Origin of the sequence: Novosphingobium sp. SG707 (genome assembly GCF_012275515.1) — a bacterium.
Lineage (GTDB): Bacteria > Pseudomonadota > Alphaproteobacteria > Sphingomonadales > Sphingomonadaceae > Novosphingobium.
In genome coordinates, this window is record NZ_JAAZQL010000005.1 from 129,985 (window position 1) to 155,318 (window position 25,334).

The 25,334-nt window shown below is 63.5% G+C and carries 18 protein-coding genes; 8 read left to right on the forward strand and 10 right to left on the reverse strand.

Going from position 1 to position 25,334, the window contains the following annotated elements:
- Positions 1-14: 14 nt before the first annotated feature.
- The 3 genes from FHW92_RS15745 to FHW92_RS15755 all read right to left on the reverse strand — a co-directional run bounded on the left by FHW92_RS15745 (position 15) and on the right by FHW92_RS15755 (position 4,036).
- Complete coding sequence (locus FHW92_RS15745; RefSeq protein WP_246870216.1) at positions 15-1,343, reverse strand: ectonucleotide pyrophosphatase/phosphodiesterase; 1,329 nt, start codon at positions 1,341-1,343, stop codon at positions 15-17.
- A 44-nt stretch (positions 1,344-1,387) separates the two neighbouring features.
- Positions 1,388-3,661, reverse strand: a complete 2,274-nt coding sequence (locus FHW92_RS15750; protein WP_246870195.1) for a TonB-dependent receptor — start codon at positions 3,659-3,661, stop codon at positions 1,388-1,390.
- A 126-nt stretch (positions 3,662-3,787) separates the two neighbouring features.
- The gene (locus tag FHW92_RS15755) at positions 3,788-4,036 is read right to left on the reverse strand and encodes a GlsB/YeaQ/YmgE family stress response membrane protein (RefSeq protein ID WP_168604235.1); all 249 of its coding nucleotides are present in this window, start codon (positions 4,034-4,036) and stop codon (positions 3,788-3,790) included.
- 524 nt (positions 4,037-4,560) lie between these two features.
- On the opposite strand from FHW92_RS15755, the gene FHW92_RS15760 reads away from it, so the two are divergent.
- From FHW92_RS15760 to FHW92_RS15770, 3 genes are all read left to right on the forward strand, one after another.
- Positions 4,561-6,507 (forward strand): ribonucleoside-diphosphate reductase subunit alpha, encoded by a 1,947-nt coding sequence (locus FHW92_RS15760; RefSeq protein ID WP_246870217.1) that lies wholly within the window; start codon positions 4,561-4,563, stop codon positions 6,505-6,507.
- 386 nt (positions 6,508-6,893) lie between these two features.
- Entirely contained in the window at positions 6,894-7,283 is a 390-nt protein-coding gene (locus FHW92_RS15765; RefSeq protein WP_168604237.1) for a PepSY-associated TM helix domain-containing protein, read from the forward strand.
- Between the two features lie 465 nt (positions 7,284-7,748).
- Positions 7,749-8,813 carry a ribonucleotide-diphosphate reductase subunit beta gene (locus FHW92_RS15770; RefSeq protein WP_168604238.1) on the forward strand — a complete coding sequence of 355 codons (1,065 nt, stop codon included), beginning with the start codon at positions 7,749-7,751 and terminating at the stop codon, positions 8,811-8,813.
- A gap of 273 nt (positions 8,814-9,086) precedes the next feature.
- Here FHW92_RS15770 and FHW92_RS15775 read toward each other — a convergent pair whose 3' ends face one another.
- Both FHW92_RS15775 and FHW92_RS15780 read right to left on the reverse strand, forming a co-directional pair.
- A complete protein-coding gene (locus FHW92_RS15775) occupies positions 9,087-11,036 on the reverse strand; it encodes a tetratricopeptide repeat-containing sulfotransferase family protein (protein WP_168604239.1) in 1,950 nt (649 codons plus the stop codon).
- Between the two features lie 103 nt (positions 11,037-11,139).
- Positions 11,140-13,680 carry a TonB-dependent receptor gene (locus FHW92_RS15780; protein WP_168604240.1) on the reverse strand — a complete coding sequence of 847 codons (2,541 nt, stop codon included), beginning with the start codon at positions 13,678-13,680 and terminating at the stop codon, positions 11,140-11,142.
- Positions 13,681-14,219: 539 nt separating this feature from the next.
- Between FHW92_RS15780 and FHW92_RS15785 the strand changes: the two genes are divergently transcribed.
- Together FHW92_RS15785 and FHW92_RS15790 are read left to right on the forward strand one after the other, a co-directional pair.
- Positions 14,220-15,788, forward strand: coding sequence for a flavin monoamine oxidase family protein (locus tag FHW92_RS15785; RefSeq protein ID WP_168604241.1), 1,569 nt, complete (start codon positions 14,220-14,222; stop codon positions 15,786-15,788).
- 5 nt (positions 15,789-15,793) lie between these two features.
- Positions 15,794-16,243 (forward strand): cytochrome c, encoded by a 450-nt coding sequence (locus FHW92_RS15790; protein ID WP_168604242.1) that lies wholly within the window; start codon positions 15,794-15,796, stop codon positions 16,241-16,243.
- Between the two features lie 681 nt (positions 16,244-16,924).
- On the opposite strand, the gene FHW92_RS15795 is transcribed toward FHW92_RS15790, so the two are convergent.
- Complete coding sequence (locus FHW92_RS15795) at positions 16,925-18,793, reverse strand: ABC-F family ATP-binding cassette domain-containing protein (RefSeq protein ID WP_168604243.1); 1,869 nt, start codon at positions 18,791-18,793, stop codon at positions 16,925-16,927.
- Positions 18,794-18,873: 80 nt separating this feature from the next.
- Between FHW92_RS15795 and FHW92_RS15800 the strand changes: the two genes are divergently transcribed.
- Together FHW92_RS15800 and FHW92_RS15805 are read left to right on the forward strand one after the other, a co-directional pair.
- The gene (locus FHW92_RS15800) at positions 18,874-19,695 is read left to right on the forward strand and encodes a rhodanese-related sulfurtransferase (RefSeq protein ID WP_168604244.1); all 822 of its coding nucleotides are present in this window, start codon (positions 18,874-18,876) and stop codon (positions 19,693-19,695) included.
- A gap of 62 nt (positions 19,696-19,757) precedes the next feature.
- The gene (locus FHW92_RS15805) at positions 19,758-20,747 is read left to right on the forward strand and encodes an LLM class flavin-dependent oxidoreductase (RefSeq protein ID WP_168604245.1); all 990 of its coding nucleotides are present in this window, start codon (positions 19,758-19,760) and stop codon (positions 20,745-20,747) included.
- Here the strand turns inward: FHW92_RS15805 and FHW92_RS15810 are convergent.
- The 4 genes from FHW92_RS15810 to FHW92_RS15825 all read right to left on the reverse strand — a co-directional run bounded on the left by FHW92_RS15810 (position 20,716) and on the right by FHW92_RS15825 (position 23,902).
- Positions 20,716-21,252 (reverse strand): DUF2478 domain-containing protein, encoded by a 537-nt coding sequence (locus FHW92_RS15810; RefSeq protein ID WP_168604246.1) that lies wholly within the window; start codon positions 21,250-21,252, stop codon positions 20,716-20,718. The two genes, FHW92_RS15805 and FHW92_RS15810, sit on opposite strands and share 32 nt — an antisense overlap.
- A gap of 294 nt (positions 21,253-21,546) precedes the next feature.
- Positions 21,547-22,539, reverse strand: a complete 993-nt coding sequence (locus FHW92_RS15815) for a LacI family DNA-binding transcriptional regulator (protein WP_168604247.1) — start codon at positions 22,537-22,539, stop codon at positions 21,547-21,549.
- A gap of 155 nt (positions 22,540-22,694) precedes the next feature.
- A complete protein-coding gene (locus FHW92_RS15820; RefSeq protein ID WP_168604248.1) occupies positions 22,695-23,456 on the reverse strand; it encodes an anti-sigma factor in 762 nt (253 codons plus the stop codon).
- Entirely contained in the window at positions 23,453-23,902 is a 450-nt protein-coding gene (locus FHW92_RS15825) for an RNA polymerase sigma factor (RefSeq protein WP_246870197.1), read from the reverse strand. The genes FHW92_RS15820 and FHW92_RS15825 overlap by 4 nt, the downstream gene beginning before the upstream one ends.
- A gap of 134 nt (positions 23,903-24,036) precedes the next feature.
- On the opposite strand from FHW92_RS15825, the gene FHW92_RS15830 reads away from it, so the two are divergent.
- Positions 24,037-25,257, forward strand: a complete 1,221-nt coding sequence (locus FHW92_RS15830; RefSeq protein ID WP_168604250.1) for a S8 family serine peptidase — start codon at positions 24,037-24,039, stop codon at positions 25,255-25,257.
- Positions 25,258-25,334: the final 77 nt, after the last annotated feature.

The following is a 25,334-nucleotide window of genomic DNA, read 5'->3' on the forward strand; positions in this document are numbered from 1 at the left end:
GCGCGTCAGGCGTCTCAGAAGGTGATCGCCGGGGCTTCGGCCTGATCCAGCCGGGCCCCCATGATCCGCGCCAGCGTGGGTGCGATGGCGCGCATGTCGATCTCGCCCAGATCGCGGCCCTTGGGCACGCCCGGCCCGGCAATCATAAAGGTCGAGCGCATACGCGGATCGGCGGGGAAGAAGCCGTGCATCCCCTTGGTCGGCGGCACAAAACGCAGCGGCAGGCCGGGCGCGACATAGCCGGTGGCCAGCATTGGCGGGGCAAGATTGAGATAGAAGCCGGCTTGCGGGTTGCCGCCCGCCTTGGCGATGGCGTCGCCCTCCAGCATGTCGATGATGCGGTTGGCCGGATCGGCCTTCAGCCCCACCAGCAGCTCGCGCACCTTGGCCTTGAGCGCCGCGTCATCCGGCCGCGCCAGCACCACCGCCACCGATCCGCCCGAGGCCCACGCCACCGCGTCCCAGCTCTCGATCTTTTGCCGCCCCAGTTGATCGGGCGTCGACAGGCGAATCAGCCCCGCATCGATCAGCGCGCGGCTGAGGTTGAAGGCATTGTCCACCGCCGCAAAGCCATGATCCGACACCAGCGCGATCACCGCATCGGGATGGGCCTTGCGCTCGGCCGCAACCAGATTGCCGACGATGGCGTCGATGCTTTCCAGCACGGCATGGCTTTGCGCGCTGTCGGGCCCCGTCTCATGCTGGGTATGGTCCAGCGCGGTCAGGTAAACGGTCAGAAAATCGGGATGATGCGCCGCAATCAGGCGGGCGGCAAAACGCCCCCGCGTCTGGTCGGCGGGCAGGTCCTCATCCTTGCCGGGCGCATAGGGGCCTTCCTTGGCCTCCAGTTCGGGCAACAGGCCCGGCGTGGAAAGCGCAGCCACCAGCTTGGCGTCATCGGGATGGCCGGTGCGCCAGATCTGGGGCAGGTTCCAGCCGATCTTGGCCCCCACGCTGACCGGCCAGTGGACATTGCCGGTGGTCAGCCCCTTGGCCCGCGCCGCATCCCACAAGGTGGGCACCTTGATGTCGCTGGCATACCAGTACCAGCCGTCCTGGTTGATCGCGGTCGGGTCGAAGGTCACATTGTTGAGCACGCCGTGATGCGCCGGATCGACCCCGGTGATCAGCGTCGTGTGGCTGGGGAAGGTCAGCGTGGGCAACACGCCGACCACGCCCGCCGCATGGGTGCCCTCGGCCAGCAGTGCGCGCAGGGCGGGGATTTTCAGCCCCCGCTTGTCCGCCTCGATCACATCGCCCGGACGCAGCCCGTCGATCGAGATCATCAGCACCGGGTGATGCGCCGGTTTGGCCGCCGGTTTGGCCGTGGCGGCAGGGATCATCCCCGCCGCCAGCAACAGACCCAGAAACGCCGATTTCACGCCCATCAGAAGCCCGCCTTGATCGTGCCGAACACCGCGCGCGGCGCGCCCACCATCAACGTCTGGTTGTCGCCGCTGAAGCCGAAGCCGTTGGTGCCGATGGTCGAGACATATTTCACGTCGAACAGATTGGTCGCATTGACCTGAAGCTCGATCGGGCGGTCCGAGAAGGGCGTCTTGACGCGATAGCCGAGGCTGGCATCGACCAGCGTGCGGCCGCCCACCGATTGATCATTGGTATAGGTGAAATAGCGCTTCGACATATAATTGACCGCAACCCGTCCAAAGATCACCTTGTTATCATAGGCCAGTTCGGCGCGGGCTAGGTGCTTTGGCGCATCGACAGTGGTTTTGCCGACCAGTTGGTAGGTGCCGATGTTGTCGCGATAGGTGCTGTCATTATAGGCATAGGACAGGGTGGTGGAGAAGCCATGGCCCAGACGGGCGTTGACCAGCGCCTCGATCCCCGCCGAGCGCACGCCGCCCACGTTGGACAGCAGATTGGCCGCACCCACGATTCCCGCGGCGGTGGGGATCACCAGCAGGCGGTTGTGGAAATTGGTCAGGTATGCGCCCAGCGTGGCGTTGATGCGCGCATCCGAATAGCGATAACCGGCCTCATACGTGTCCGAGCTTTCAGGCTTAAGCGTGTTCTTCACCGCGTCGAACCCGGCCTGCGTGGCCGAGAAGGGGCCGCTGGTGGTGGCCGACTGATAGGCGCGGGTGGACTGGGCGAAACCGGCATAGATTTCGCCATTGCCGCCGATCTTATAGGCCGCGCCTATGGTGGGCTGGAACCAGTCCTTGGCCGTGATCCGGCCCGAGGCGCGCCCGCCCGCGATCACGGGACTGGCCTTGTTGATGACGGCAAAGCCCTTCCAGCCCAGATTGATGGTCAGGTCGCCATATTTCACCGTATCGGCCACATGATATTGCAGCGTTTCGGTGGCGAAGTTCAGCTCCCATTGCGTGGCGAAGGGGTTGCTGGGCCAGTCGAGCAGGCCCTGACCCGGATCGGTGCGGCTGAGCACGGCGTAATAGCGGCGCGCCTGATTGAAGGCATTGTGTTCCCACCAGCCGCCGACGGTCAGCTTATGCGCGCCGATCTCGCCGTCGATATGGCCGAAAATGCCGCCGCGCTTGATCGCATATTCGGTGGTGCGCAGCGAGAGCGGGATGCCGTTCGGGCTGTTGACATAGGGCGTCCACCAGAGGCCGCGGCCCTTGTTGTCGTGGTAATAGGCCTTGATCTCGCCGGAGAACTTCTCGCTGAACTGGGTCTTGGCGCCCACCCAGCCGAGGAAGTCCTTGCGCAGACCGCCGCCCGAATAATAGGCATCATCGGCATTGGCAAAGGGCGCGGGCCATGCGGTGCCCGCCGAGGGATTGGTGGGCGTGGCGCCCGAATAGCCGTTGTTGGCCGCCACATCGGCCACCTTGACCGCCAGCGCGTAATTGTTTGAAATATTGTCCCAGTTATAGCCGAGGCGGTTCAGCATTCCGAGGCTGAGGTCCTGGTAATCAACCTCGGCGCGGTCGGAATAGGATGCATAGGCCGACAGCTGGGTTTTGCCCACATCCCCCACGATCTTGGCGTTCACCAGCGTCTGGCGCTGCTGGCCATAGCCCTTCCATTTCGAGGTTTCGTGGTGATCGACCGCGATATAGCCGCGCAGGTCGCCATTGGCGCTGGCCGCGTTGACCCGGCCATAGGTGCGCCAGCTGTTGAAGCTGCCATAGGTGGCGGCGGCATCCAGCGCGAAATGGTCGAGCGGGTCCATGCTGGAAAACTCGACCGTGCCGCCCAGATTGTTGGTCGCCTGCGTGCCCAGAGCGCCCGCGCCCTGCGTCACGCGGGTGGCGCCGATATTGTCGGTGATGATCGCGCGGCTGATATGCAGGCCGTTCAGGTTGCCATAGGTGGCATCGCCCAGCGGCACGCCGTCGAGGGTGAAGCCGAGCTGGTTCTGGTTGAAGCCGCGAATCGAGACGCGCATGGCCCATTCATACGAACCGAAGGGATCGGCGCTCTGGAAATTGACGCTGGGCAGGTTTTCGATGGCCTTGAACGGGCTGGTGCCGGGGACCAGCACGGCCAGATCCTTGGTGGTCAGGGTCTGGGCCTGACGCACGACGCCTTGCCCCACCACGACGATGGCGTCCGATTCGCCGGCATCGGCGGCTGGCGCTTCGGCCGCGGCCGGCGTTTCGGCGGCATGGACGGAAACGAGCGGGCAGAGTGCGCTGGCGGCAAGCAGAAGATAGCAAAGTTTGGACATGACGACCCCCATGTGCAGGATGCAGTGATGGGGCGCGGCCTAGGGCCGCCCTGTTACGGACAGGTGGCGGAACAGAGGCGCTTTGATGACGATTTTATGAAGATTACAAGACGTTGCTTATTTACATCAATGCCAGCCCATATGCCGCCCGATGAAAATCAGCGCCATCGCCCCCACCACCGAGGCGATGAATCCGGCCGGGCGGGCCGGGCGCCCCACATCGCCGCGATTGACCACCAGATCGGCCAGCAACGATCCCCCGATGCCCAGCAGAATCGTCATCCACCACCCCATCGGCACCGTGCCCAGATAGACAAAGCGGGCCACCAGCCCGACAACAAGCCCGGAGAACAGCGCGGCGATCAGGCGGAACATCGGTTTTCTCCGGAAGGGTTGAGGTGTTCTAGCAGATTAGTACAGCCCGCCGCGAAGCGCAAAGCCCATCCGCAGGGCGCATCCAGATGTGGAGAACTTTTTTCGATTCCGCCCATTTTGACTCTTGCGTGACAGCCTAATGCCCAATTTCCGGCGCGTCGCCGCCCCGGCGGGCGGGCCCGGGCAAAATGTGCGATGGAGCGCTTTCCTCTTGCGCATGTTTCCGCCTTTGAGGCACAACAAGTTGTGGCCGGTGAAGGGCGCCGACCTCTATCCCTAGTTATTGACCGCCAGAGGCCGCAAAACCTCGGTGCGGCGCGATTCTTTGGAAAAGAGCAGCCCCGCAAGGCGCCGGAACAACCAGTTTCAACACCATGGAGGGGCAGAACGTGGATTTCAGCAGCGGGGATGAGCGAGCCGAACGCAACAGCGATCTTTCGACTTTGCCGCTGACGGAGCCGCAGACGGGTGCCGAGGGCGCCGCCGTTCTGTCCGATAAGAAGGAGGCGGGCGCAGGCCCGGCTATGCCGATGAATGACAAGACCGATATGGCCGCCGATTTGCTGGCCCCTGATTTGCTGACCGCCGAACGTATGGGCGACCTGCTCAGCGTGGCGGCCGCCGCCGCTTCCTCGCCCAAGCAGCCCGAGGACACCAAGCGCGTCGATGCGCGCCGGTTCAACATCGTGACCGATCCTTCGCGTGATGCGTTGCTGACCGATTTCGGGCGCGAGACGCTTGATGACCGCTATCTGCTGCCCGGCGAGAAGTATCAGGACCTGTTTGCCCGCGTGGCTGACGCCTATGCCGACGATGCCGAACATGCCCAGCGGATCTATGACTATATTTCCAAGCTGTGGTTCATGCCCGCAACGCCGGTTTTGTCGAACGGCGGCACGGGGCGCGGCCTGCCGATCTCGTGCTATCTGAACACGGTCGAGGACAGCCTGGACGGCATCGTCTCGACCTGGACCGAAAACGTCTGGCTCGCCTCGCGCGGCGGCGGCATCGGTACCTATTGGGGCAAGGTGCGCGGCATTGGCGAGCAGGTCGGCCTCAACGGCAAGACCAGCGGCATCATCCCCTTCGTGCGCGTGATGGACAGCCTGACGCTGGCGATTTCGCAGGGGTCGTTGCGCCGTGGTTCGGCGGCGGCTTACCTTGACGTGTCGCACCCGGAAATCGAGGAATTCCTCGAAATCCGCAAGACCAGCGGCGACTTCAACCGCAAGGCGCTCAACCTGCACCACGGCGTGCTGTTGACCGATGATTTCATGCAGGCGGTGCGCGACGGGCGCGAGTTTGAGCTGAAATCACCCAAGGACGGCAGCGTGCGCGGCAAGGTCGACGCGCGCAGCCTGTTTCAGAAGCTGGTCGAAGTGCGTCTGGCCACCGGCGAGCCTTACCTTGTGTTCTCCGACACGGTGAACCGCATGATGCCCAAGCATCACCGCGATCTGGGTCTCAAGGTCTATACCTCGAACCTGTGCAGCGAAATCACCCTGCCCACGGGCAAGGACCATCTGGGCAATGACCGCACCGCCGTGTGCTGCCTCTCCTCGCTCAACCTTGAGACGTGGGACGAGTGGAACGGCGACAAGCGCTTTATCGAGGACGTGCTGCGTTTCCTCGACAATGTGCTGCAGGATTATATCGACCGCGCACCGTCCGAAATGGCCCGCGCCAAATATTCGGCCAGTCGCGAACGCTCGGTCGGCATGGGCGTGATGGGCTACCACTCCTTCCTGCAAAAGAAGGGCATCGCCTTTGAAAGCGCGATGGCGAAGGCGTGGAACCTCAAGATGTTCAAGCACATCTCGGCCAAGGCGGACGAGGCGAGCATCCTGTTGGCCCAGGAACGCGGCGCATGTCCGGACGCTGCCGACATGGGCGTGATGCAGCGTTTTTCCTGCAAGATGGCCATCGCGCCGACCGCTTCGATCAGCATCATCTGCGGCGGCACCAGCGCCTGCATCGAGCCGATCCCGGCCAACATCTACACCCACAAGACGCTGTCGGGCTCGTTCGTCGTCAAGAACCCCTATCTGCAAAAGCTGCTGGCCAGCAAATCGAAGGATTCCACCAATGTGTGGAACTCGATCCTCGAACATGGCGGCTCGGTCCAGCATCTCGACTTTCTCAGCCCCGAGGAAAAGGCGACCTACAAGACCAGCTTCGAAATCGACCAGCGCTGGCTGCTCGAATTCGCCGCCGACCGCACGCCCTATATCGATCAGGCCCAGTCGCTGAACCTCTATATCCCGGCCGACGTGGACAAGTGGGACCTGATGATGCTGCACTATCAGGCGTGGGAAAAGGGCATCAAGTCGCTCTACTACCTGCGCTCGAAGTCGGTGCAGCGCGCGGGCTTTGCTGGCGGGGTCGAGGCGGACAACACCTCCGAGGCGCCCAAGATCGAACTGAGCGCGGGCGAGCAGACGGACTATGAGGAATGTCTGGCCTGTCAGTGATATTTCGCAGGGTTTGATGCCTCCGGCGGGCAAAGGGCGGGGGCCCTTTGCAATCCCGTTAATGGGGTGGAGCTTCGTTGGCATCGGGGCGTTTTGCGAAATGAATGAAAGCCTGCGGCGCTATGTATCGGTGCCGCAGGCTTCATCGTTCCAGCATTGCGTACGACACCCATCGGCCGAACCCATGGCGTAACGCAGACAGTAACAGGAGCGCGAGGGACGAGTCCCTCGCATCTATCCCTATCCTCCCCCTGACACGGCTTGCGACATTTTCTCACCCTTCGTGGCTTGCCAATATGTCGCATTGCCTGCTTTTCATCAGCGCGTAACCTGGGCGCGCAACGGGACCGCGCTTGTTCAAGGCCCGATTCTAGGAAGGGAATTTCATGCGTAAGTGGCACCGCTGGCTCAGCCTGTTTTTCGGCGTTTTCATGTTGTGGATGGCCGTTACCGGCGTGCTCAGCCAGATCGTGCCGCTGACTCAGGCCAAGCCGCAGCAGGCGCAGGGCGCCCCGGCCCCGGTTTCCAAGCTCCAGCCCGATTTCGTCTGCCCTGCTGATGTGATGTGCCGGCCCAAGCAAAAGGGCGGCCAGAGTCTTGTCGGCCTGCTCCACCACCTGCATTCGGGCGAAGAGTTCGGCCCGGTCGGCGTGCTGATCTCGACGCTTACCGGCTTTGCGCTGCTCTTCTTCTCGATCTCGGGCATCTGGCTCTATGTTCAGATGTGGGGTTTTCGTAAGGGCCGCGGGTTGTCGCCGCGTTGGTTCTGGAAGTAAGTTTTTGCCTCCGGCGGGCAAAGGGCGGGGGCCCTTTGCAATCCCTTTACGGGTGTGGCGCTTTGTTTGCAGCGGGGCGCCAGTCGGTTGAATTTGAAAGCCTGCGGCGCCATTCAACAGCGCCGCAGGCTTTCCTGTTTCGAGGCCGCGTCCGACACCCATTGGCCGAACCCGTGGCGCAACGCAGACAATAACGGGAGCGCGAGGGACGAGTCCCTCGCATTTTCTTTCCCTTCTTCCCCGACAAAAAATTCCTCCGCCGAATCTGTGGGAAAGCTCTGCGGGCCGATGCATCCCGGCGCCGAAACTGTTATCAAGCGCGCGCAGTCGATGTAACGCATACCCACAAGACCTTGTGGTTGCCTGCACGCAATACCATCTATCTGTTGATGGGCCGGGCCGCGTATCTATTGGCGCTCCCGCCCGTCTCGGGCCCTTGAAAACCGCCGATTCTGGAGCAGTCGCATGTCCCTTCTCGAAGCCAGTAAGACCTACAAACCCTTCGAATATCCGTGGGCTTACGACTTCTGGAAACGCCAGCAGCAGGTCCACTGGCTGCCTGAGGAAGTGCCGCTGGGCGAGGATTGCCGCGACTGGGCGCAGAAGATTTCCGAGCATGAGCGCAACCTGCTCACCCAGATCTTCCGCTTCTTCACGCAGGCCGACGTGGAAGTGCAGGACTGCTATCACGAAAAATACGGCCGCGTGTTCAAGCCGACCGAAATCAAGATGATGCTGGCGGCGTTTTCGAACATGGAAACGATCCATATCGCGGCCTATTCGCATCTGCTCGACACGATCGGCATGCCCGAAACCGAATATGGCATGTTCCTCGAATATGAGGAAATGAAGGCCAAGCACGACTATATGGCGACCTTCGGCGTCGATTCGGACGAGGATATTGCCCGCACGCTGGCCATGTTCGGCGGCTTTACCGAAGGGCTGCAGCTTTTCGCCTCCTTCGCCATGCTGATGAACTTCCCCCGCTTCAACAAGATGAAGGGTATGGGGCAGATCGTCACCTGGTCGATCCGCGATGAATCGCTGCATTGCGAAGGCATCATCAAGCTGTTCCACACCTTCGTGAAGGAACGCGGCTGCCTGACCAAGGCGGTCAAGGAAGACATCATCGACTGCTGCCAGAAGACGGTGCGCCTCGAAGACGCCTTCATCGACCTTGCCTTCGAACAAGGCCCCGTGCCGGGCATGAGCGCCAAGGACATCAAGCGCTATATCCGCTACATCGCCGACTGGCGTCTGGGCCAGCTTGGCTTCCAGCCGATCTACATGATCGAGGATCACCCGCTGCCCTGGCTCCAGCCGCTGCTCAACGGCGTCGAGCACGCCAACTTCTTCGAAACCCGCGCCACCGAATATTCCAAGGGCGCCACCCGCGGCGATTGGAACACCGTGTGGTCCAGCTTTGATTCGCGCCGCAAGGCCAAGGCCAACGATCCCGCCGCGCTCGTCTTTGACGAAGGCGAGGGGACCGAGGATATGTTCAAGGCGGCGGGGATCGCGGCGGAGTAAGCGTTTGGGCGGTCCGGTGTTGCGGCTTGGCCGCCATTCGCTTCGCGATTTTTAAGATGCGAGGGGCTCGCCCCTCGCGCTCCCATAATTGTCTGCGTTGCGCGCAGGTTCGATCTTAAGTGTCGGACGCAAGGTAGAAATTTGAAAGCCTGTGGCGCCATCAAAAGCGCCGCAGGCTTTCATACATTTCGCAAAACGCGCCGCTGCCAACCGAACGCCACCAGTAACGGGATTGCAAAGGGCCCCCGCCCTTTGCCCGCCGGAGGCAAAACCTTACCGCCACCCTTCCAACGCATCCCCCAAGGCTTCCTTCAAAGCCCCCAAATCCCCCTCAAACGCCCGCCAGTGGTCCAGCCCGGAGCGATAGATCGGCCGCCGCACCTGCTCGCTGGAAACGGTGCGCACCGCGCGGTCATTTTCGAAGAACCGCAGGCAGGCCGGGTCGAAATCCACCCCCACAGCATCCAGCAATCGCCGCACCTGGCCTTCGGTATCCTCGACCAGATCCTCATAGACCAGCGTATGGACTGCCCCCGGCACGGCCCGCGCGAAGTGGCGGATCAGCGCGAGATAGTGCTGGTAATAGCGCCCCAACTCTTTCAGATCATAGGAAAACTCCTGCCCTTCGGCAAAGAGCTGTTTGAACCCGGAGAAGCAGGCCGCCATCGGCGCGCGCCGCACATCGACAATCCGCGCATGGGGCAGGATCAGCCGGATCAGCCCGATATGGCGGAAATTGTTGGGCATCTTGTCGATAAACCGCGCCCGGCCCAGCCGCCGATGCACCGCCGCGCGCGCCAGATATTCCTCGCCCCATGCGCGCACCTGCGCGGCATCGGCCTGCGCCACGGCATCCTCCCCCTGCGCCGCAATCCGCGCCGCCAGCGCGCCAATATAGGGCAATTCCATCGTGCCCTCGATGTCGGGGTGGCTGGCCAGAATCTGTTCGACCAGTGTGGAGCCGGAGCGCGGCAGGCCGACGACGAAGATCGGGGCATCGCTGTCGGCGCCCCATCCTTCGCGGGCGGCAAAAAACTCGGGCGTAAACTGCGCCGAAACCCGCGCCGCCTGGGCCGGATAATCCTCGGCCACCATGCCGAAGTGGCGGCGCACCAACGCGTTGCCCCGCGCATAATGGGCAAAGGCATCGCCCGCGCGCCCCGCATCCTCGGCGGCGCGGCCCACGGCAAATTCCAGATGCAGCCGGTCGACCTCGGCCAGGTCGCGCCGCGCCAGCAGAGCGCGCATGGCGGCCAGATCGTCCTCGCTCAAGGCCGCGACCTTCAGATTGGCCAGCGACCACCATGCCTCGCCCACATGAGGCGCGAGCGAGGCCGCGCGGCGATAGGCGGCAATGGCGGCATCACGCTCGCCCTTGGTGCGCAGCGCATGGCCGTGGTTGATGGCCACGCGCGGATTACCGGGAAATTCCCGCGCCAAACCGGCATGCAAAGCCTCGGCCCCCGCCTCATCGCCCAGCAGTGCGAGACAACCGGCCTGAAGATTGCGATAGGCCGGATTGGCCGGTTCGGCGGCCAGCAAGGGCGCAAGCTCGCGCATCGCCGCCTCGGCCTCCTGCCGCATAAACAGAGTGCGGGCCAGATCAAAGCGGGCGATCGTAAAGCCGGGATCGAGCGTCAAGGCATGACGCAGCAAAGTCTCGGCATTGTCAAAGGCCCGCACCGCCACATAACAGGCGGCCAGCAGGCGCGAGGCCTCGGCATGGTTGGGCTGGGCCAGCAGAAAGGCGCGCAGGATCGGTTCTGCCTCGCCATGGCGGCCAAGCGCCACCATTTCGGCCGCCCGGCCCACATCGGGATGATCGGCCGAGAGCCGCGCCAGCGCCGCTTTGGCCCGCGTTTCGCGCGCGGCATCGCCCATGGAAAAAGCCGTATCGGCCAGCGCTTCCCATGCCTCGCCCAGCGCCGGGTCAAGCTGGACCGCCGCTTCGAGCTGCGCCAGTCCGTCGGCCCCGCGCCCGGTCGCGCGCAGGCACAGGCCCAGTTCATAGCGCGTGCGCGCCGCACGGGGGAACGCTTGGGCCAAGGGCGCCAGCAGGCCCAGAGCCTCGACGCAGCGTCCCTGTCGCCGCAGGGCCGAGGCCAGGATCAGGCGGGGGCGGGGGTCTTGCGGCGCGCGGGCCGCCAGCGCGCGCGCCAGCTTTTCCGCGCGGGCGGGGGCATCGGCCAGCGCCGCTGCTGCTTGGGCAAAAGGATCGCTCATCACATTATCCGCATAGGGCCAAAGGGCCGCAATGGGCAAAGAAAAAGCCCGGCCTGCGCGCCCTTTAAAGGACTGCAGGCCGGGCCGCAGGTGTCAGGCTGGATTAGAAGTTGACGGTCACGCGGGCGTAGTAATAGCCCCCGTTGATACCCCAGGGCGTAAAGGAAAGCGGGGCATTGTACACATTGTTGGCCAACGGACGTTCGCCGGTCGTGCCCTTGTTGATGGTGGGCATGGTGGGCGCCTGCTTGTCGAACAGGTTGTTCGCGCCAAGGTCGAAGCGGATCTTGGGGGTGAACTTATAGCCCACGTTGAGGTCGGTGATGAAGGTCGTGCCGATCTTCATCAGGCGGCAGGTGGCCGTATCGCTGGTGGCGCAATTGCCGGTGCCGTCGGTGCTGATGTGCTGGCTGGTGGTGCCATACATCGTTTCGCGAAGGTTGACCGAGAACTGGCCGATGTTCCACAGCGCGTTGGCGATCAGCTTGACGCGCGGCGTGGCCGTGGTCAGCGCATCCTTGGCGGTCTGGGTCAGCAGGTCGGTCTGGCCCTGAGCCGCATTATAGACGGCGGCGGGCAGGCCGTTGACCTTGGTGATGTCGGTCTTGTTATAGTTGGCGCCCAGCGACCAGTCGACCTTGCCCATTTCGCCGAAATCGCTGCTGTAGCTGGCGGTGGCTTCAACGCCGCGGGTGCGGGTGCTGACGCCGTTGCTGAAGATGTCGATACCGGCATAGGACGAGGCATCGGCCAGCGATACGCCTCGCGAGATCAGCGCGTTGACCACGGCCTGCGACACGACGGTGGTGCCCACCGTACCGAAGATGTCGCCCGAGGGAACGATGCGGTCCTTGATCTTGATCTGATAGGCGTCAACCGTGATCTGCAGCTTGGGCAGCGGGTGGGCGACGAAGCCGAGCGAGAAGTTGGTCGACTTTTCCGCCTTCAGCTTGGGGAAGCCAAGGATCTGGGCCGCCGCCGAGTTGGGGGGCAACTGGCCGAAGGTCGAGCCGGGGCCGACGTTGACAGACGAATAATACTGTTCGGCCAGAGTGGGGGCGCGGAAGCCGTTCGACACGGTGCCGCGAATGCCCAGCATGTCGCTGAAGTCATAGCGGGCGTTGAACTTGCCTGCCACGGTCGAGCCGAAGTCGGAATAATGTTCATAGCGGCCCGCCACATCGACATGCAGATGTTCGATCGGATCCAGCGCAACATCGGCATAGCCGGCATAGGAGGTGCGGCCATAGGAACCGGCGTCGGTCGGGGCAAAGCCAGGATAGGACTGACCGCCGCCAAAGGCATACGAGCCGTATTCACCCGAGGTGATCGAATAGTTGCCCTGGCGATATTCGCCGCCGAAGGCCAAAGTCAGCGGCTTGGAAAGGCCCAGATCGAAATCGCGGCTGATGTCGATATTGCCAACCCATTCGCTGTTCGAAAGCTGGCCATCATAGAAATTGCGCTGGAGGCCGGTCAACGCGGTCGCGCTGGCCGATTGCTCCATGGCAAAGAGCGAAGGGTTGGCCGAATTGATGGTGTAGAGCGAGACCGCATCCTTGCCGTAGGTCAGCGAGAGGTCATAGTTCCACTCTGCGGCCTTGCCCTTGATCCCGGCGGTCAGCGAGAAGTCTTCCTCGCGGATGTTTTCCTGCGGCTGGAAGCCCGAGGCCAGCGGATAGACCGTCGTGCCGGTGCTGGTCGTGCCCGAAACGCGGCTGGGCGAACGATAATTTTCATAGGCCTTGGCGTTGCGATTGCCATAGGTGCCGAAAGCATAGACCTGCGCGTCCGAACCGACGTCATAGCCGGCGTTGAACGACAGGTTGTAAATCGAATAGCGCGCATCGCCATTGATGTTGTTGACGTTGGGATAGCCGGGGAAGCTCTTGAGGCCGTTGGTGACCACCGCGCTCTGGCCGGGCTTGAGCGAGCCGTCCGCATAGAAGAAGCGGCGGTCGTAATTGCCGTGCGAGGTATAGTCGTGGAACTTGTATTCGCCGGTGACGTTGATGAAGCCCTTTTCGCCCAGCTTGAAGCCGAGGTTGAGTGCGGTGGCTGCCGTCTTGCCGCCGTTTTCATAGTTGCTGCCGCCCGTGGCGGTGAAGCTGCCGCCATGGTCGGCGCTTTTCAGCATGATGTTGACCACGCCCGCGATCGCGTCCGAACCATATTGCGCCGCGGCGCCATCCTGCAGCACTTCGATGCGGCCGATGGCGTTGGTGGGTACGAAGGAGAGGTCGGTGGTGGCGCTGCCCGAATAGGGGCTGCCGCCCAGCACGGCGAGGTTGGCGGTGGTGTGGCGGCGCTTGCCGTTGATCAGCACCAGCGTGTCGTTGGGATTGATGCCGCGCAGCGCGGCCGAGAGGGTCAGGTTGGCCGTATCGCCACCAAAGCCCTGGAAGTTCAGCGAGGGCAGCGTCTGGGCCAGAACCTGCGTCAGATCCTGCTGGCCCACGCTTTGAAACGCCTGCGTGCCGATGAGCTGGATCGGGGCGGCGCTGTCGGCGGCCTTCATGCCGGTCTGGCGCGTGCCGGTAACGATGATTTCGCTCGAAGGTTCGGCCTGATCGGCCTCGGCAGCCTGCACGGCCATCGGCGCGAAGAGGGCAAGCGCCGTGGTGGTGAACAGCAGTTTCTTCATGCAAATTTCCCTCATGGTTAAACCTTGATCCCTGGGTCGGGGCATGGTCGCGACCGGATTCACGGGGGCTGTGAAACCGGGGGCGGGGTCCCGATGAGGATTGGCTACGCCCGGGAGGGTGGGGGGCATATACTGGCTTCGGCGTATAGACCGGGCTTTTATGTCGCTTTTATTACTTTGTGTCATGCGTATGCCGCGATGCGGCATTTTATGCCGGGAATGGCGGGATAAACGGTCATAAAATGCGCCGTTCGCCCCGATCAGGCGGAAAAGGAGGCACTGGTCCTTTTGGGCAAGGTCATGCGGAATAAGCACATTGGCGTATCAACAAATGCGAAATTTGCGCCGATTTCCCAATCCAGCCCCCAAGCTTTGTTAGGAATCCTCAATTGTCCTGAGAGCCTGACAATCCCTATGGTATGACAGAAGAGGTCGCAGAGCCGCCTTTGTTGCCCCCTTATGTTGCCCCCCTCGTTGCACATGCGAACAGGAACCTGAGAATGACCGACAATTCAGCCGCGAATGGGCTCCTTCCAAAGATGACCAAGCGCGATCTGCTGGCCATGATTGGCAAGACGGCGGGCGCTTCGGCCATGTATATGGCCATGTCCAGCCTCAATCAGGCCCATGCCACCACGTTCAAGGGCAAGCCCAAGCTGGAAGGCGACGTCAAGGGCGCCTCGGTGCTTATTCTGGGCGCGGGCGTGGCGGGGCTGGTGGCGGCTCTGGAGCTGAGCCGCGCGGGCTACAAGGTGCAGGTGCTGGAATATAACAATCGCGTGGGCGGCCGTTCGTGGACGCTGCGCGGCGGCGACAGCTTCACCGAACTGGGCGGGGCGACGCAGAATGTCGGTTTCGCGCCGGGCAATTATATCAACCCCGGCCCGTGGCGCCTGCCCTATGACCACAAGGGCATGATTTCTTACTGCAACGAACTGGGCGTCGCGCTTGAACCGTTCATGCAGGTCAACACCAATGCCTTGCTGCACAACACGCAGGCCTTTGGCGGCAAGCCGATCCGTTACCGCGAGATTCAGGCCGATTTCATGGGCCATACCAGCGAGTTGCTGGCCAAGGCGGTGAACAAGCAGGCGCTGTCGGACGAAGTGACCAAGGAAGACGCCGAGATCCTGCTCGAAGCCCTGCGCGATTGGGGCTCGCTGGACAAGGACCTGCGCTATGTGAAGGGGCCGGAAAGCTCGGATCGCCGCGGCTGGGCCAAGAATCCGGGCGGCGGCCTTTCGGCCTATCCCATCCCGTCCGAACCGATGAAGTTTTCCACCGTCCTGCAATCGCACCTGTGGACCGGCCTGTCGGCGGGCTTTGGCATCGAGCGCCAGAGCTCGATCTTCCAGCCGGTGGGCGGCATGGACAATGTGGCCAAGGGCTTTGAAAAGCATGTCGGCCAGTTCGTGCGCTTCAACAGCAAGGTCGTGTCGATCAAGCAGGACGCCAAGGGCGTGACCGCCACGTTTGAGGACACCAAGACCGGCCAGCGCGGCACCGCCAGCGCCGATTATTGCCTCTGCACGATCCCGCTTTCGGTCCTTTCGCAGATCGACATGAATGTGGGCGACAAGATGGCCAATGCCATCCGCGCCGTGCCCTATGAGGCGGGCTTCAAGGTGGGCCTCGAATTCAAGCGCCGCTTCTGGGAGCAGGACGACCATATCTTCGGCGGCATTTCCTATACCGATCTGCCGATCACCCAGATTTCGTACCCCTCCTCGCGCTATGGCTCGACGGGTCCGGCCACCCTGCTGGGCGGCTACACCTTCGGTGCCTATGCCTATGAATTCACCTCGCTGCCGCCCGCCGAGCGTGTGGCCCGCGCGGTGGAATGGGGCGCGAAAATCCACCCGCAGTACAAGGACGAGTTCCTCAACGGCGTGGCGGTGGGCTGGCACCGCGTGCCATGGACGCAAGGCTGCTTTGGCAACTGGAGCCCCGAGGCGCGCAAGGAGCATTACGACAACCTGTGCCAGATCGATGGCCGCATCCTGCTGGCGGGCGAACATGCCTCGTTCATTCCGGCATGGCAGGAAGGCGCGCTGACCTCCTCGCTCGACGCCATCGGGCGTCTGCATCAACGTGTTGTGGCAGGGTGAAATCCATGAAGAAGATCCTCTTTCCTCTCGTCGCCCTCGGGCTTGCCCTGTCCGCGCCCGCCCATGCCCAGCGCGGCGACGCGCAGCCCACCACGCTGATCGCCAAGCCCGGCGAAAAATCGGCAGGCGATGCCGATGGCGCTTTCGTCAGCCTGTTCAAATTCTCCGAACCCACCGGCGAAGCCATGTACAAGCGCGTCTGCGCCGGTTGCCACATGCCCGATGCCAAGGGCGCCAAGGCGGCGGGCATGTACCCCGCTCTGGCCGCCAACAAAAACCTCGCCTCGGCAGGCTACCCGCTCTACATCGTCCTGCACGGCAAGAACGGCATGCCCCCCGTCGGCAAGATGATGAGCGACCAGCAGGTGGCCGATGTGGTGAACTATGTGCGCACCAATTTCGGCAACAAGTACAAGGACAAGGTAACCGCCGCGGACGCCAAGGCGACGCGGTGAGGCGATGGGCGGGGTTTGCGCTCCGCCCGATAAGAAGTGCGAGGTGGGGCGGGGGAGGTTTCGGCTTTCCTCGCCCTGTTTTGTTTTTGGGGTTTAAGGGTTTGCCTCCGGCGGGCAAAGGGCGGGGGCCCTTTGCAATCCCGATAATGAGGGTGATTCGGGTCGAACAGACATTGAAAGCCGTAGGTATTTTGTGACCTCAATCAACTAATGAGCAAGGCTTAGAAAGTGGTAGCTTTTTGACAGCTTCAAGAATCTAATTTTTTTCCAATACTTTGGGTCGCGCACTTGGATTTCCATCATAAAAATCAATTACTTATATGAGATTGGCGGATTTGTTTGGGTTGCACTGTCAAGCCAATTATTTCAAAATTTTTGCAGTGAACGCCCTTGCGTATGCAAAGGAAACTAAGGCAAAAGACCTCAGTTCGGTGGAAATCCAATGCTATCGGAGAAAAGAGTGAGAGATGGAGGCGTCCAATCCATGATGCCCCCTCCACAAGGGCTATCAGTCATCTCTCACTCTTTTCACACTCTCTTCTATCTTATCTATAAAGTCGAGAGTATTATTTTTTGTTTGGGAGTTGATTTATCGAAAATTAGAGATTTAAAATTTGGGATTGCAAAGGGCTTTCGCCCTTTGCCCGCCGGAGGCATCTTTCAAAGCCCCCAAAAAATCTCTTATCCCTCCAGCTTTTCCACCAACGTCATCCAATGGGCCTCGGCTGCGGCGGTTTCGGCCTCCAGCGTTTCGCGCATTTGGCCCAGCTTGCCGATGTTCATGCCCTTGAGCGCAGGCGGCGCCTTGGCGGGGTCGGACAGGGCCACATCCACTTCAGCGATCCGGGCCTGCAATTTGGCCATGTCCTTTTCGGCCTTGGCGACCTTTTTCTGCAATTCCTTCACCTCGGCCCAGGCAAGGTTGTTGGCTTTGACAGCGGCGGAGGGCGCGGGTTTTCCGCTGCCCTCCGCGGGCGCCGCCTTGGGCTGGTTCCGGCCGAGGATGAAGTCGATGTAATCCTCGATGCTGCCATCATAGGGCTCGGCGGCCCCGCCATCGACCAGCACGAGGCGGTCGGCGGTCATTTCGACCATGTGGCGGTCGTGGCTGATGAGGATCACCGCGCCCTGGTAATCATTCAACGCCTGCACCAGGGCTTCGCGCGCATCGACGTCAAGGTGGTTGGTCGGTTCGTCGAGGATGAGCAGATGCGGCGCATCGCGCGTCACCAGCGCGAGGGCCAGACGCGCGCGCTCGCCGCCTGAAAGCTGGCTGACGGAGGTGGTTGCCTTGGGGCCGGAAAAGCCGAAACGGCCAAGCTGGGCGCGCACCGCGCTTTCGGGCTTGCCCTGCATCGCGCGGGCCATATGCACCAGCGGCGTGTCGCCGCCTGCCAGTTCTTCTACCTGATACTGGGTGAAATAGCCGATGTTGAGCTTGCCCGCCGTGACCATCTCGCCCTCCATCGCGGGGAGCTGTCCGGCCAGCAGGCGCGCCAGCGTGGTCTTGCCGTTGCCGTTGCGGCCCAGCAGGGCGATGCGGTCATCCGGGTCGATACGCAGGTTGAGCCGCCGCAGGATCGGCGTGTCGCCATAGCCCACCGCCGCGTGGTCCAGCGTGATCAGCGGCGGGCGCAATTCGGCCGGATCGGGGAAGTTGAACGAGAGCGAGGGATCCTCGATCATCCCCAGAACCGGCTGCATCTTGGCCAGCATCTTGGCGCGCGACTGGGCCTGCTTGGCGGTGCTGGCGCGGGCCGAATTGCGGCGGACGTAATCTTCCAGCTTGGCGCGCTGGGCATCCTGCGCGGCCTTGGCGGCGGCGGCTTGCGCTGCGCGTTCGGCGCGCTGGCGTTCGAACGAATCATATCCGCCCGCGTAAAGCGTCAGCTTGCCGCCCTGAAGATGCAGGATTGTATCGACCACATTGTTGAGCAGATCGCGCTCATGGCTGATGATCAGCAGCGTGCCGGGATAGGCGCGCAGGAAGTTTTCCAGCCAGAGCGTGGCTTCCAGATCGAGGTGGTTCGAGGGTTCGTCGAGCAGCAGCACATCGGGCTGCGAAAACAGCAGCGCGGCCAGCGCCACGCGCATTTTCCAGCCGCCCGAATAGGAATCGAGCGGCTGCGCCTGCATCTCCTCGGTAAAGCCAAGGCCCAGCAGGATGCGCGCCGCGCGGGCAGGCCCGGTATATGCGTCAATCGCGATCAGTCGGTCATGCACATCGCCCAAACGGTGCGGATCGGCCGATGTTTCGGCTTCCTCCAGCAGCGCGGCGCGCTCGGTATCGGCGGCCAGCACGGTTTCAAACGGCGTGGCGGTGCCGGTCGGCGCTTCCTGCGCGATATAGCCCAGACGCGAGCGGCGCGGCATGTCGATGCTGCCGTCGTCGGGTTCCAGCTCGCCGATGATGGCTTTGACCAGCGTTGATTTGCCCGCGCCATTGCGCCCGACAAGACCCACCCGCGCGCCCGTGGGCAGGGCAGCGCTGGCGCGATCAATAATGGTGCGGCCGCCGAGGCGCACGGTGACATCGGAAATGTTCAGCATCCGCGCCGCCTAGCAGGCAAGGCGCGCGAGGGCCAGCCCAGCTTTGCGTCTTGCGCCATTTGGCGCTATGGGGCCGCGCCATGATCACCGTTGCCGCGCTTTATCACTTCACCCCCTTTGCCGAACCTGCGTCCCTGCGCGAGCCTTTGCTGGCGCTTTGCGAGGAGCAGGCGATCAAGGGCACGCTGCTGCTGGCGGGCGAGGGGATCAATGGCACCATCGCGGGCAGCGCGCAGGGGATCGCCGCCGTGATCGAGCATATCCGCGCGCTGCCGGGCTGCGCCGGGCTGGAGGTCAAATATTCGCACGCCGCCGCCATGCCCTTTGGCCGGATGAAGGTGCGCATGAAGCGCGAGATCGTCACCATGGGCGTGCCCGGCGTCGATCCGCTCTCGATTGTCGGCACCTATGTCGAGCCGCAGGACTGGAACGCGCTGATTGCCGACCCGGAAACCATCGTGATCGACACGCGCAACCATTACGAGGTGGTGGCCGGGACCTTTCAGCGCGCCATCGACCCCAACACGCGCTCTTTCCGCGAATTTCCCGATTGGTTCCGTAGCCAAAGGGACCAACTGCTGGGAGAGGGCAAGCAGCCCAAGGTCGCGATGTTCTGCACCGGGGGCATCCGTTGCGAAAAATCCACCGCTTTCCTGAAATCCGAGGGCGTTGAGCAGGTCTATCACCTCAAGGGCGGCATCCTCAATTACCTCGAAAAGGTGCCTGCGCAGCAAAGCCTGTGGGAGGGCGAATGCTTCGTCTTTGATGAGCGCGTGACGCTGGGCCATGGCCTTGCGCTGGGCAGCCATGTGTCCTGCGCGGCCTGCGGCGCGCCGGTGGGCGAGGCAGAGCAGGCCTCGCCGCTCTATATCGCCGGGGAAACCTGTCCGGCCTGCGCCTAAAATCGCGCTCCATATCAACGCGCTCCTTGCAGCGCGCCAGCCCCATGCCCAGATAGGGGCGCATGAGCCAGTCCATCCCCCTGTCCGTCCTCGATCTTGTCCCCGTGCTCGAAGGCGGCACGCTGCATGAGGCCTATGCCCATGCCGCCGCCCTTGCCGCCCATGCCGAGGGCGAGGGATTTGCGCGATACTGGGTGGCCGAGCATCACGGTATGCCCGGCATCGGCGGGGCGGCCACTTCGGTGGTGCTGGCGCATGTGGGCGGGCATACGTCGCGCATCCGCATCGGGTCGGGCGGGATCATGCTGCCCAACCATGCGCCTTTGCAGATTGCCGAGCAATTCGGCACGCTTGACGCGCTCTATCCGGGACGGATCGATCTGGCGCTTGGCCGCGCGCCAGGGTCGGACGGGCGGGTGGCGATGGCGCTGCGCCATGGCGATCCCGATGCCTTCCCGCAGCAGGTGATGGAATTGCAGGCCTATTTCGCAGGTGACGCGCGGGCGGGCTTTCCCGCCGTGCCGGGCGCGGGGGCGAGGCCGGAGATGTGGGTGCTGGGGTCCAGCACCTATGGCGCGCAACTGGCCGCCGCGATGGGCCTGCCCTATGGCTTTGCCTCGCATTTCGCGCCCGCCATGCTGGATGAAGCGGTGGATGTCTATCGCCGCTTGTTCCGCCCCTCGGCGGTGCTGGACCGGCCGCATGTGATGGTGGCCTGCAATGTGTTTGCGGCCGACACGGCGGAAGAGGCCCGGTTTCTGGCCTCGACGATGCAGCAGGGCTTTGTCGCGCTGCGCACCGGGCAGGGCGGGGGACGGGTAAAGCCGCCGGTGGAAAATTATTACGAGAACCTGCCCGCGCCTCATCGCGCCATGCTGGATCAGGTGATGGCCTGCACCGCCATTGGTACGCAGGGCGATGTCGAGGCGATGCTGCGTCGCCTGATCGCGCGGACCGGGGCGGACGAGATCATCGTTGCGGGCCAGATGTTCGATCAGGAAGCGCGGCGGCGCAGCTTTTCTATTGCGGCGGCAGCGATGCGGGCGCTGTGATCTGTTCCAGCCAGCCTTCGACCGCGGCAAGGTCGGGCGGCAGGGTCTGGGCATAGGGTCCGGCAAATTCGGCCCATGCCCCGACAAAACGGGGCGAGATCGTCAGCAGCACCGGCACCCCCTGATCCAGCGCCGCCAACAGGCAGGAGAGCAGACCGCTGCCCGCCTCGGCCTCCATCTTGCCGAACTTGCTCAGGATAAGCAGGTCGCAGGGTTGGGACAGGCGCGCCTCCACCCATGCCGCCGCCGAAACCAGCGCGCCTGAATCGAGCGTGCAGCCCTGCGCCTCGCAGCCCAGATCCTGACCCAGCGGGAAACGCGCGCCATCGTGGATGCTGACCAGTGTGCCGGGCGAGCAATCCTCGCCGCTGGCCGGTGGCTCCTCGATTACGCCCGCTATGCGCAGCGATTCGCTCCAGCGCGCGACGATCTGCGCCAGCAGGGCTTGCGCGCTGGCGGATCGCTCGGCCATGATCGCGCCAAGGATGGGGGCCAGAGAGTTCAAAGGCGCTTTTTTCCGCTCAGCTTCATCGTGCCGTCCAGCCGCCTGCGATGGGCCGCGCCAATGCGGGCGCGGCGATCAGCAATCCGGCCATCAGCACTGCCAATCCTGCCTTCATTCCCGCATCCTTTCATGGCGAAACCCGCCCGACGATGACGCCGCGCGCGGACAAACGCAAGGGTGCCTGTCAGGCCACCCCCGCCGCGCAGCGGCTATCCATCACCATAAAAATACCCACCCCAGTAACGGGATTGCAAAAGGGCCCCCGCCCTTTGCCCGCCGGAGGCAAACTTCCTTTTACCCCCTCGGCGACGCGCAGGAATCGCGCAGGATGATCTCGAAATCCAGATAGTCGCGCGGAGCCTTGTCGGGCGAGACGATGGATTCCACCCCCGCCGCGCCCATTGCCTCCAGCGGCTGGCGCACGGTGGTCAGTGCGGGCGAGATCAGGCGACTCATCGGCGTATCGTCAAAGCCGATGATGGAGAGATCCTCGGGCACGGACAGCCCGAATTCGCGCGCGGCCATCAGCGCGCCCACCGCCATTTCGTCATTCGAGGCAAAGATCGCCGTGGGCCGCTCGGGAAGGGCAAGCAGGCTGCGGGTCGCCTCCAGCCCCGATTGCAGGTCGAAATAGCCCTGCGCCACCAGCGCCGGTTCAAGCTCCAGCCCGGCCTCGACCAGCGACTGGCAATAGCCGTCATAGCGCAAGGTGGCGCCGAAATGCTGGGGGTGGCCGCGCACGAAACCGATGCGGCGGTGGCCCAGACCCAGCAGATGCGCCATGATCGCCTTGCTGGCCCCGCGTTCATCGGTGGAGATATGCCGCAACTCATCGCCGTGCGTCGCCGAAATCAGCGCGATCCGCCCGCCCAGCTTGCGCACGCTTTCGACAAAATCGGTGTTTTCCGACAAAGGTGGGCTGAGCAAAATACCATCGGGGGCAATCGTGGCGAACAGGCGCCGGACCAGACCCAGCAGATCCTCGTCCTGACTGTTCACCGGCTCGACCACCAGATGATAGCCCAATTCCCGGCACCGCCGCGCCGCACCGATATGCAGCGCGGAAATATAGCTGGGGTTGGGATTGTCATAGAGATGCGCGATCAGGAAGGAGCGTCCGCCCGCAAGGCGGCTGGCCGCGCGATTGGGCTTGTAATCCAGCTCGCGCGCGGCGGCATGCACGCGTTCCTTCACCTGCGCACGCACATGCGGCTCTTCGTTCAGCACGCGCGAAACGGTCTTGATCGAAACGCCCGCGCGCTCGGCCACATCCTTGATGGTGGTCACGACTATCCTCTGCCTGCGCCGCAAAAGCGATAATTGCCCCCGCTTTCGGCGCTCCTTATGTTACCGTTGTCATAGGGAGACTAGAGCGCAAAGACACACGATTTCAACCTGTTTTTTCACAGGGTTCAAATAGACAAATACTAACGATGGAAATTTTAGCGCCAACCCTTGTCTCTGGCCGCTTTTTCCTGCGCCGCATCCATCGGTTCGCCCACGGCCATATCCTGTGCGATGGCCATGACGGCGGCATCGGCCGACCCGGCCTGACGATATTGCGCGCCCGAGGCGTCCGATCCCGGCATCACATGCTCCAGCCGCCAGCCATCGCCGCCATGGCAGGCGATGCCCGAGGCCGAAGCGCCGGAAAAGGCGCGGCACACCGCCCCGTCGCCCCGCCGGAACGTGGCGATCATCCGCGTCGATCCTTCATTGGCGGCCAGTTGCCGGTCCAGCGCATGGGCCAGATCGCCCGAGGCCAGCAGCGCGCCGCCCTTGGCCGTGATCGGCCCTTCGCTGCGCATCATCTGGCCGCCCAGGAACAGGCCCATGACCAGCGCGGCGGCAATCGCTCCGCCAAACCATTTGCGCTGCGACAGGGGAACGCGGGGCTGTGCCGCCTTGGCCTCCTCGGCCTTTCTGCGGCGCACCTGCGCCAGGTCGATGACGGGGGCGGGCGGGGCTTCGGCGGGGGCTTCGGCCGACTGTGCCTTGCGGATCATCGCCTCCCACGCCGGGGGCACAGGCTCCTGCGCCACGCCCGCAAAATGGCCCTGCAGCCGCTCGCGCAGCCCACACTCGCGCGCAATCGCCTCGGCAAGGTCAAGGTCGCTCAGCGCGGCCAGCGTCACCTTGGCGCGGGCGGCCTCGTCCATTTCGCCATCGACATAGGCCATGATTTCTTCGCGGCTGATGCTCATAATTCTTCTCCCAACGCGCGCATCAGCGCCTCGCGCCCCCGCGCCAGACGCGAGGTCAGCGTTCCCATCGGACATCCAATGATCTCGGCCGCCTCCTTATAGGCAAAGCCCTCGACCAGCACGAGCATCACCGCCTCGCGCTGCTCATCGGGCAATTGCGCCATCGCGCGGTCCACATTGCCCAGTTCGACATGGGCCTCGATCCCCACATCGCCCGCCATGCCCACATGTTCGCCATCCTCTTCGGGGGCGAAGGTCTGGCTGGCGCGGTTCCGGGCGCGGGCCTCGTCGATCCATATGTTGCGCATGATCCGATACACCCATGAATCAAGGCGCGTCCCCTCAGTCCACAGATGCGAGGATTTGAGCGCGCGTTCGATTGTCATCTGGCACAGATCGTCGCCATCGGCCCCGTCCCGCGTCAGACCGCGGGCAAACCGCCGCATCTGCGGCAAAAGCCTGACCAGTCCTTCGCTGAATTGAGCCGTTGGCAATGATTTGCACCTTGTCATGGATGAAACGGACGACCACGCTCGTTTCTTCCGCGTTGGTGCGATTTTTTTGAACAAAGGGCAAGAGAGTGCGACAGCGGTTGATCAGGCTGGGGATTGTCGCCGCGCTGCTGGCGGGGGCGGCGGGGCCTGCGCTTGCCCAACTTGGTCTGCCTGCTGTTGGGCAGACCTTGGGCGGGGCGGTGGACCGGCTGCGCGGAGCGCTGGATGCTGCGGGGGACGAGGCCGCCTCGGTGGTGGCGCGCCCGTTGGGGGATCTGCGCGCGCTGGCCGATCTGCGGTTGCAGCGGCTGGATGATTTCGTGCGCCGCAATCGCAATACGGTGGCGATGGACGCCAATGGTTCGCCCGCTCGCGCGCATGAACTGCTGCTGCTCGATCCCGATCCGGCCGCGCTGATGCTTGCGGAAAAATCGGGTTATCGCGTGATGGAGCGGGGCGATCTGGAAGGGCTGGGCGTGGGCTTTGCCCGGCTGGAAACCCCCGCCGGTCTGTCCTTGCCCGATGCCACGCGCGCTTTGCAAAAGCTGCTGCCCGCCAAGACGGTGACGGCCGATCAGATCCATTTCCCCGGCGGCCAGACAGGGCCTACGACTGGCTCCTCCGCCATGCCCTCGCCACGGGGTGGCACGGTGGGCCTGATCGACGGGGGCGTGCGGCCTGATGCCCGCCTTTCGGCGCAGGCCGGTTTTGCCACCGGCGCCCCGCGCCCCAATCAACATGCTCAATCCATCGTCTCGCTGCTGGGCGGGGCGGGGGTGGCGCATGTCTTTGCCGCCGATGTCTATGGCGCCGATCCTGCGGGCGGCAATGCGCTGGCCATCGCCAAGGCGCTGGGCTGGATGGCGGCGCAGCGCGTTCCGGTCGTCTCGATCAGCCTTGTGGGCCCGGCCAATCCCCTGCTGGAGCGCGCCGTGGCGGCGGCGCAGGCGAGGGGCATGTTTGTCGTGGCCGCCGTCGGCAATGATGGTGCGGCCTCGCCTTTGTCCTATCCGGCCTCTTATCGCGATGTCGTGGCCGTGACCGGGGTGGACGGCAAGGGGCGCGTATTGTTCGAGGCCGGGCGGGCCAGCCATCTCGATTATGCCGCGCCGGGCGCGGATATGACTGCCGTCGGCCTTGCCGGGCGGGTGACTTTGCGGGGCACTTCCTTTGCCGCGCCGCTGGTGGCCGCGCGTCTGGCGGCCTATCCGTCGGGCGCTCTGGCCGCGCTGGACCGCGAGGCGGTGGGCGCGGGCGCGCGCACCGGGCGGGGCATTCTGTGCAATGCCTGTCGCAAGGGCATTTGAAAAAATCCGCGTCGCGCAGGGAAGAAAACCGCAAGCCCCATCGTTTCCTCATCATAGCCAGTCGCAACGCTCTCTTT

Excerpts from the sequence above, each read along its gene's own strand:
- FHW92_RS15745 (WP_246870216.1), bottom strand. The coding sequence starts at position 1,343 with ATGATCCCTGCCGCCACGGCCAAACCGGCGGCCAAACCGGCGCATCAC.
- FHW92_RS15750 (WP_246870195.1), bottom strand. The coding sequence starts at position 3,661 with ATGTCCAAACTTTGCTATCTTCTGCTTGCCGCCAGCGCACTCTGCCCG.
- FHW92_RS15755 (WP_168604235.1), bottom strand. The coding sequence starts at position 4,036 with ATGTTCCGCCTGATCGCCGCGCTGTTCTCCGGGCTTGTTGTCGGGCTG.
- FHW92_RS15760 (WP_246870217.1), top strand. The coding sequence starts at position 4,561 with ATGCCGATGAATGACAAGACCGATATGGCCGCCGATTTGCTGGCCCCT.
- FHW92_RS15765 (WP_168604237.1), top strand. The coding sequence starts at position 6,894 with ATGCGTAAGTGGCACCGCTGGCTCAGCCTGTTTTTCGGCGTTTTCATG.
- FHW92_RS15770 (WP_168604238.1), top strand. The coding sequence starts at position 7,749 with ATGTCCCTTCTCGAAGCCAGTAAGACCTACAAACCCTTCGAATATCCG.
- FHW92_RS15775 (WP_168604239.1), bottom strand. The coding sequence starts at position 11,036 with ATGAGCGATCCTTTTGCCCAAGCAGCAGCGGCGCTGGCCGATGCCCCC.
- FHW92_RS15780 (WP_168604240.1), bottom strand. The coding sequence starts at position 13,680 with ATGAAGAAACTGCTGTTCACCACCACGGCGCTTGCCCTCTTCGCGCCG.
- FHW92_RS15785 (WP_168604241.1), top strand. The coding sequence starts at position 14,220 with ATGACCAAGCGCGATCTGCTGGCCATGATTGGCAAGACGGCGGGCGCT.
- FHW92_RS15790 (WP_168604242.1), top strand. The coding sequence starts at position 15,794 with ATGAAGAAGATCCTCTTTCCTCTCGTCGCCCTCGGGCTTGCCCTGTCC.
- FHW92_RS15795 (WP_168604243.1), bottom strand. The coding sequence starts at position 18,793 with ATGCTGAACATTTCCGATGTCACCGTGCGCCTCGGCGGCCGCACCATT.
- FHW92_RS15800 (WP_168604244.1), top strand. The coding sequence starts at position 18,874 with ATGATCACCGTTGCCGCGCTTTATCACTTCACCCCCTTTGCCGAACCT.
- FHW92_RS15805 (WP_168604245.1), top strand. The coding sequence starts at position 19,758 with ATGAGCCAGTCCATCCCCCTGTCCGTCCTCGATCTTGTCCCCGTGCTC.
- FHW92_RS15820 (WP_168604248.1), bottom strand. The coding sequence starts at position 23,456 with ATGAGCATCAGCCGCGAAGAAATCATGGCCTATGTCGATGGCGAAATG.
- FHW92_RS15825 (WP_246870197.1), bottom strand. The coding sequence starts at position 23,902 with ATGCGGCGGTTTGCCCGCGGTCTGACGCGGGACGGGGCCGATGGCGAC.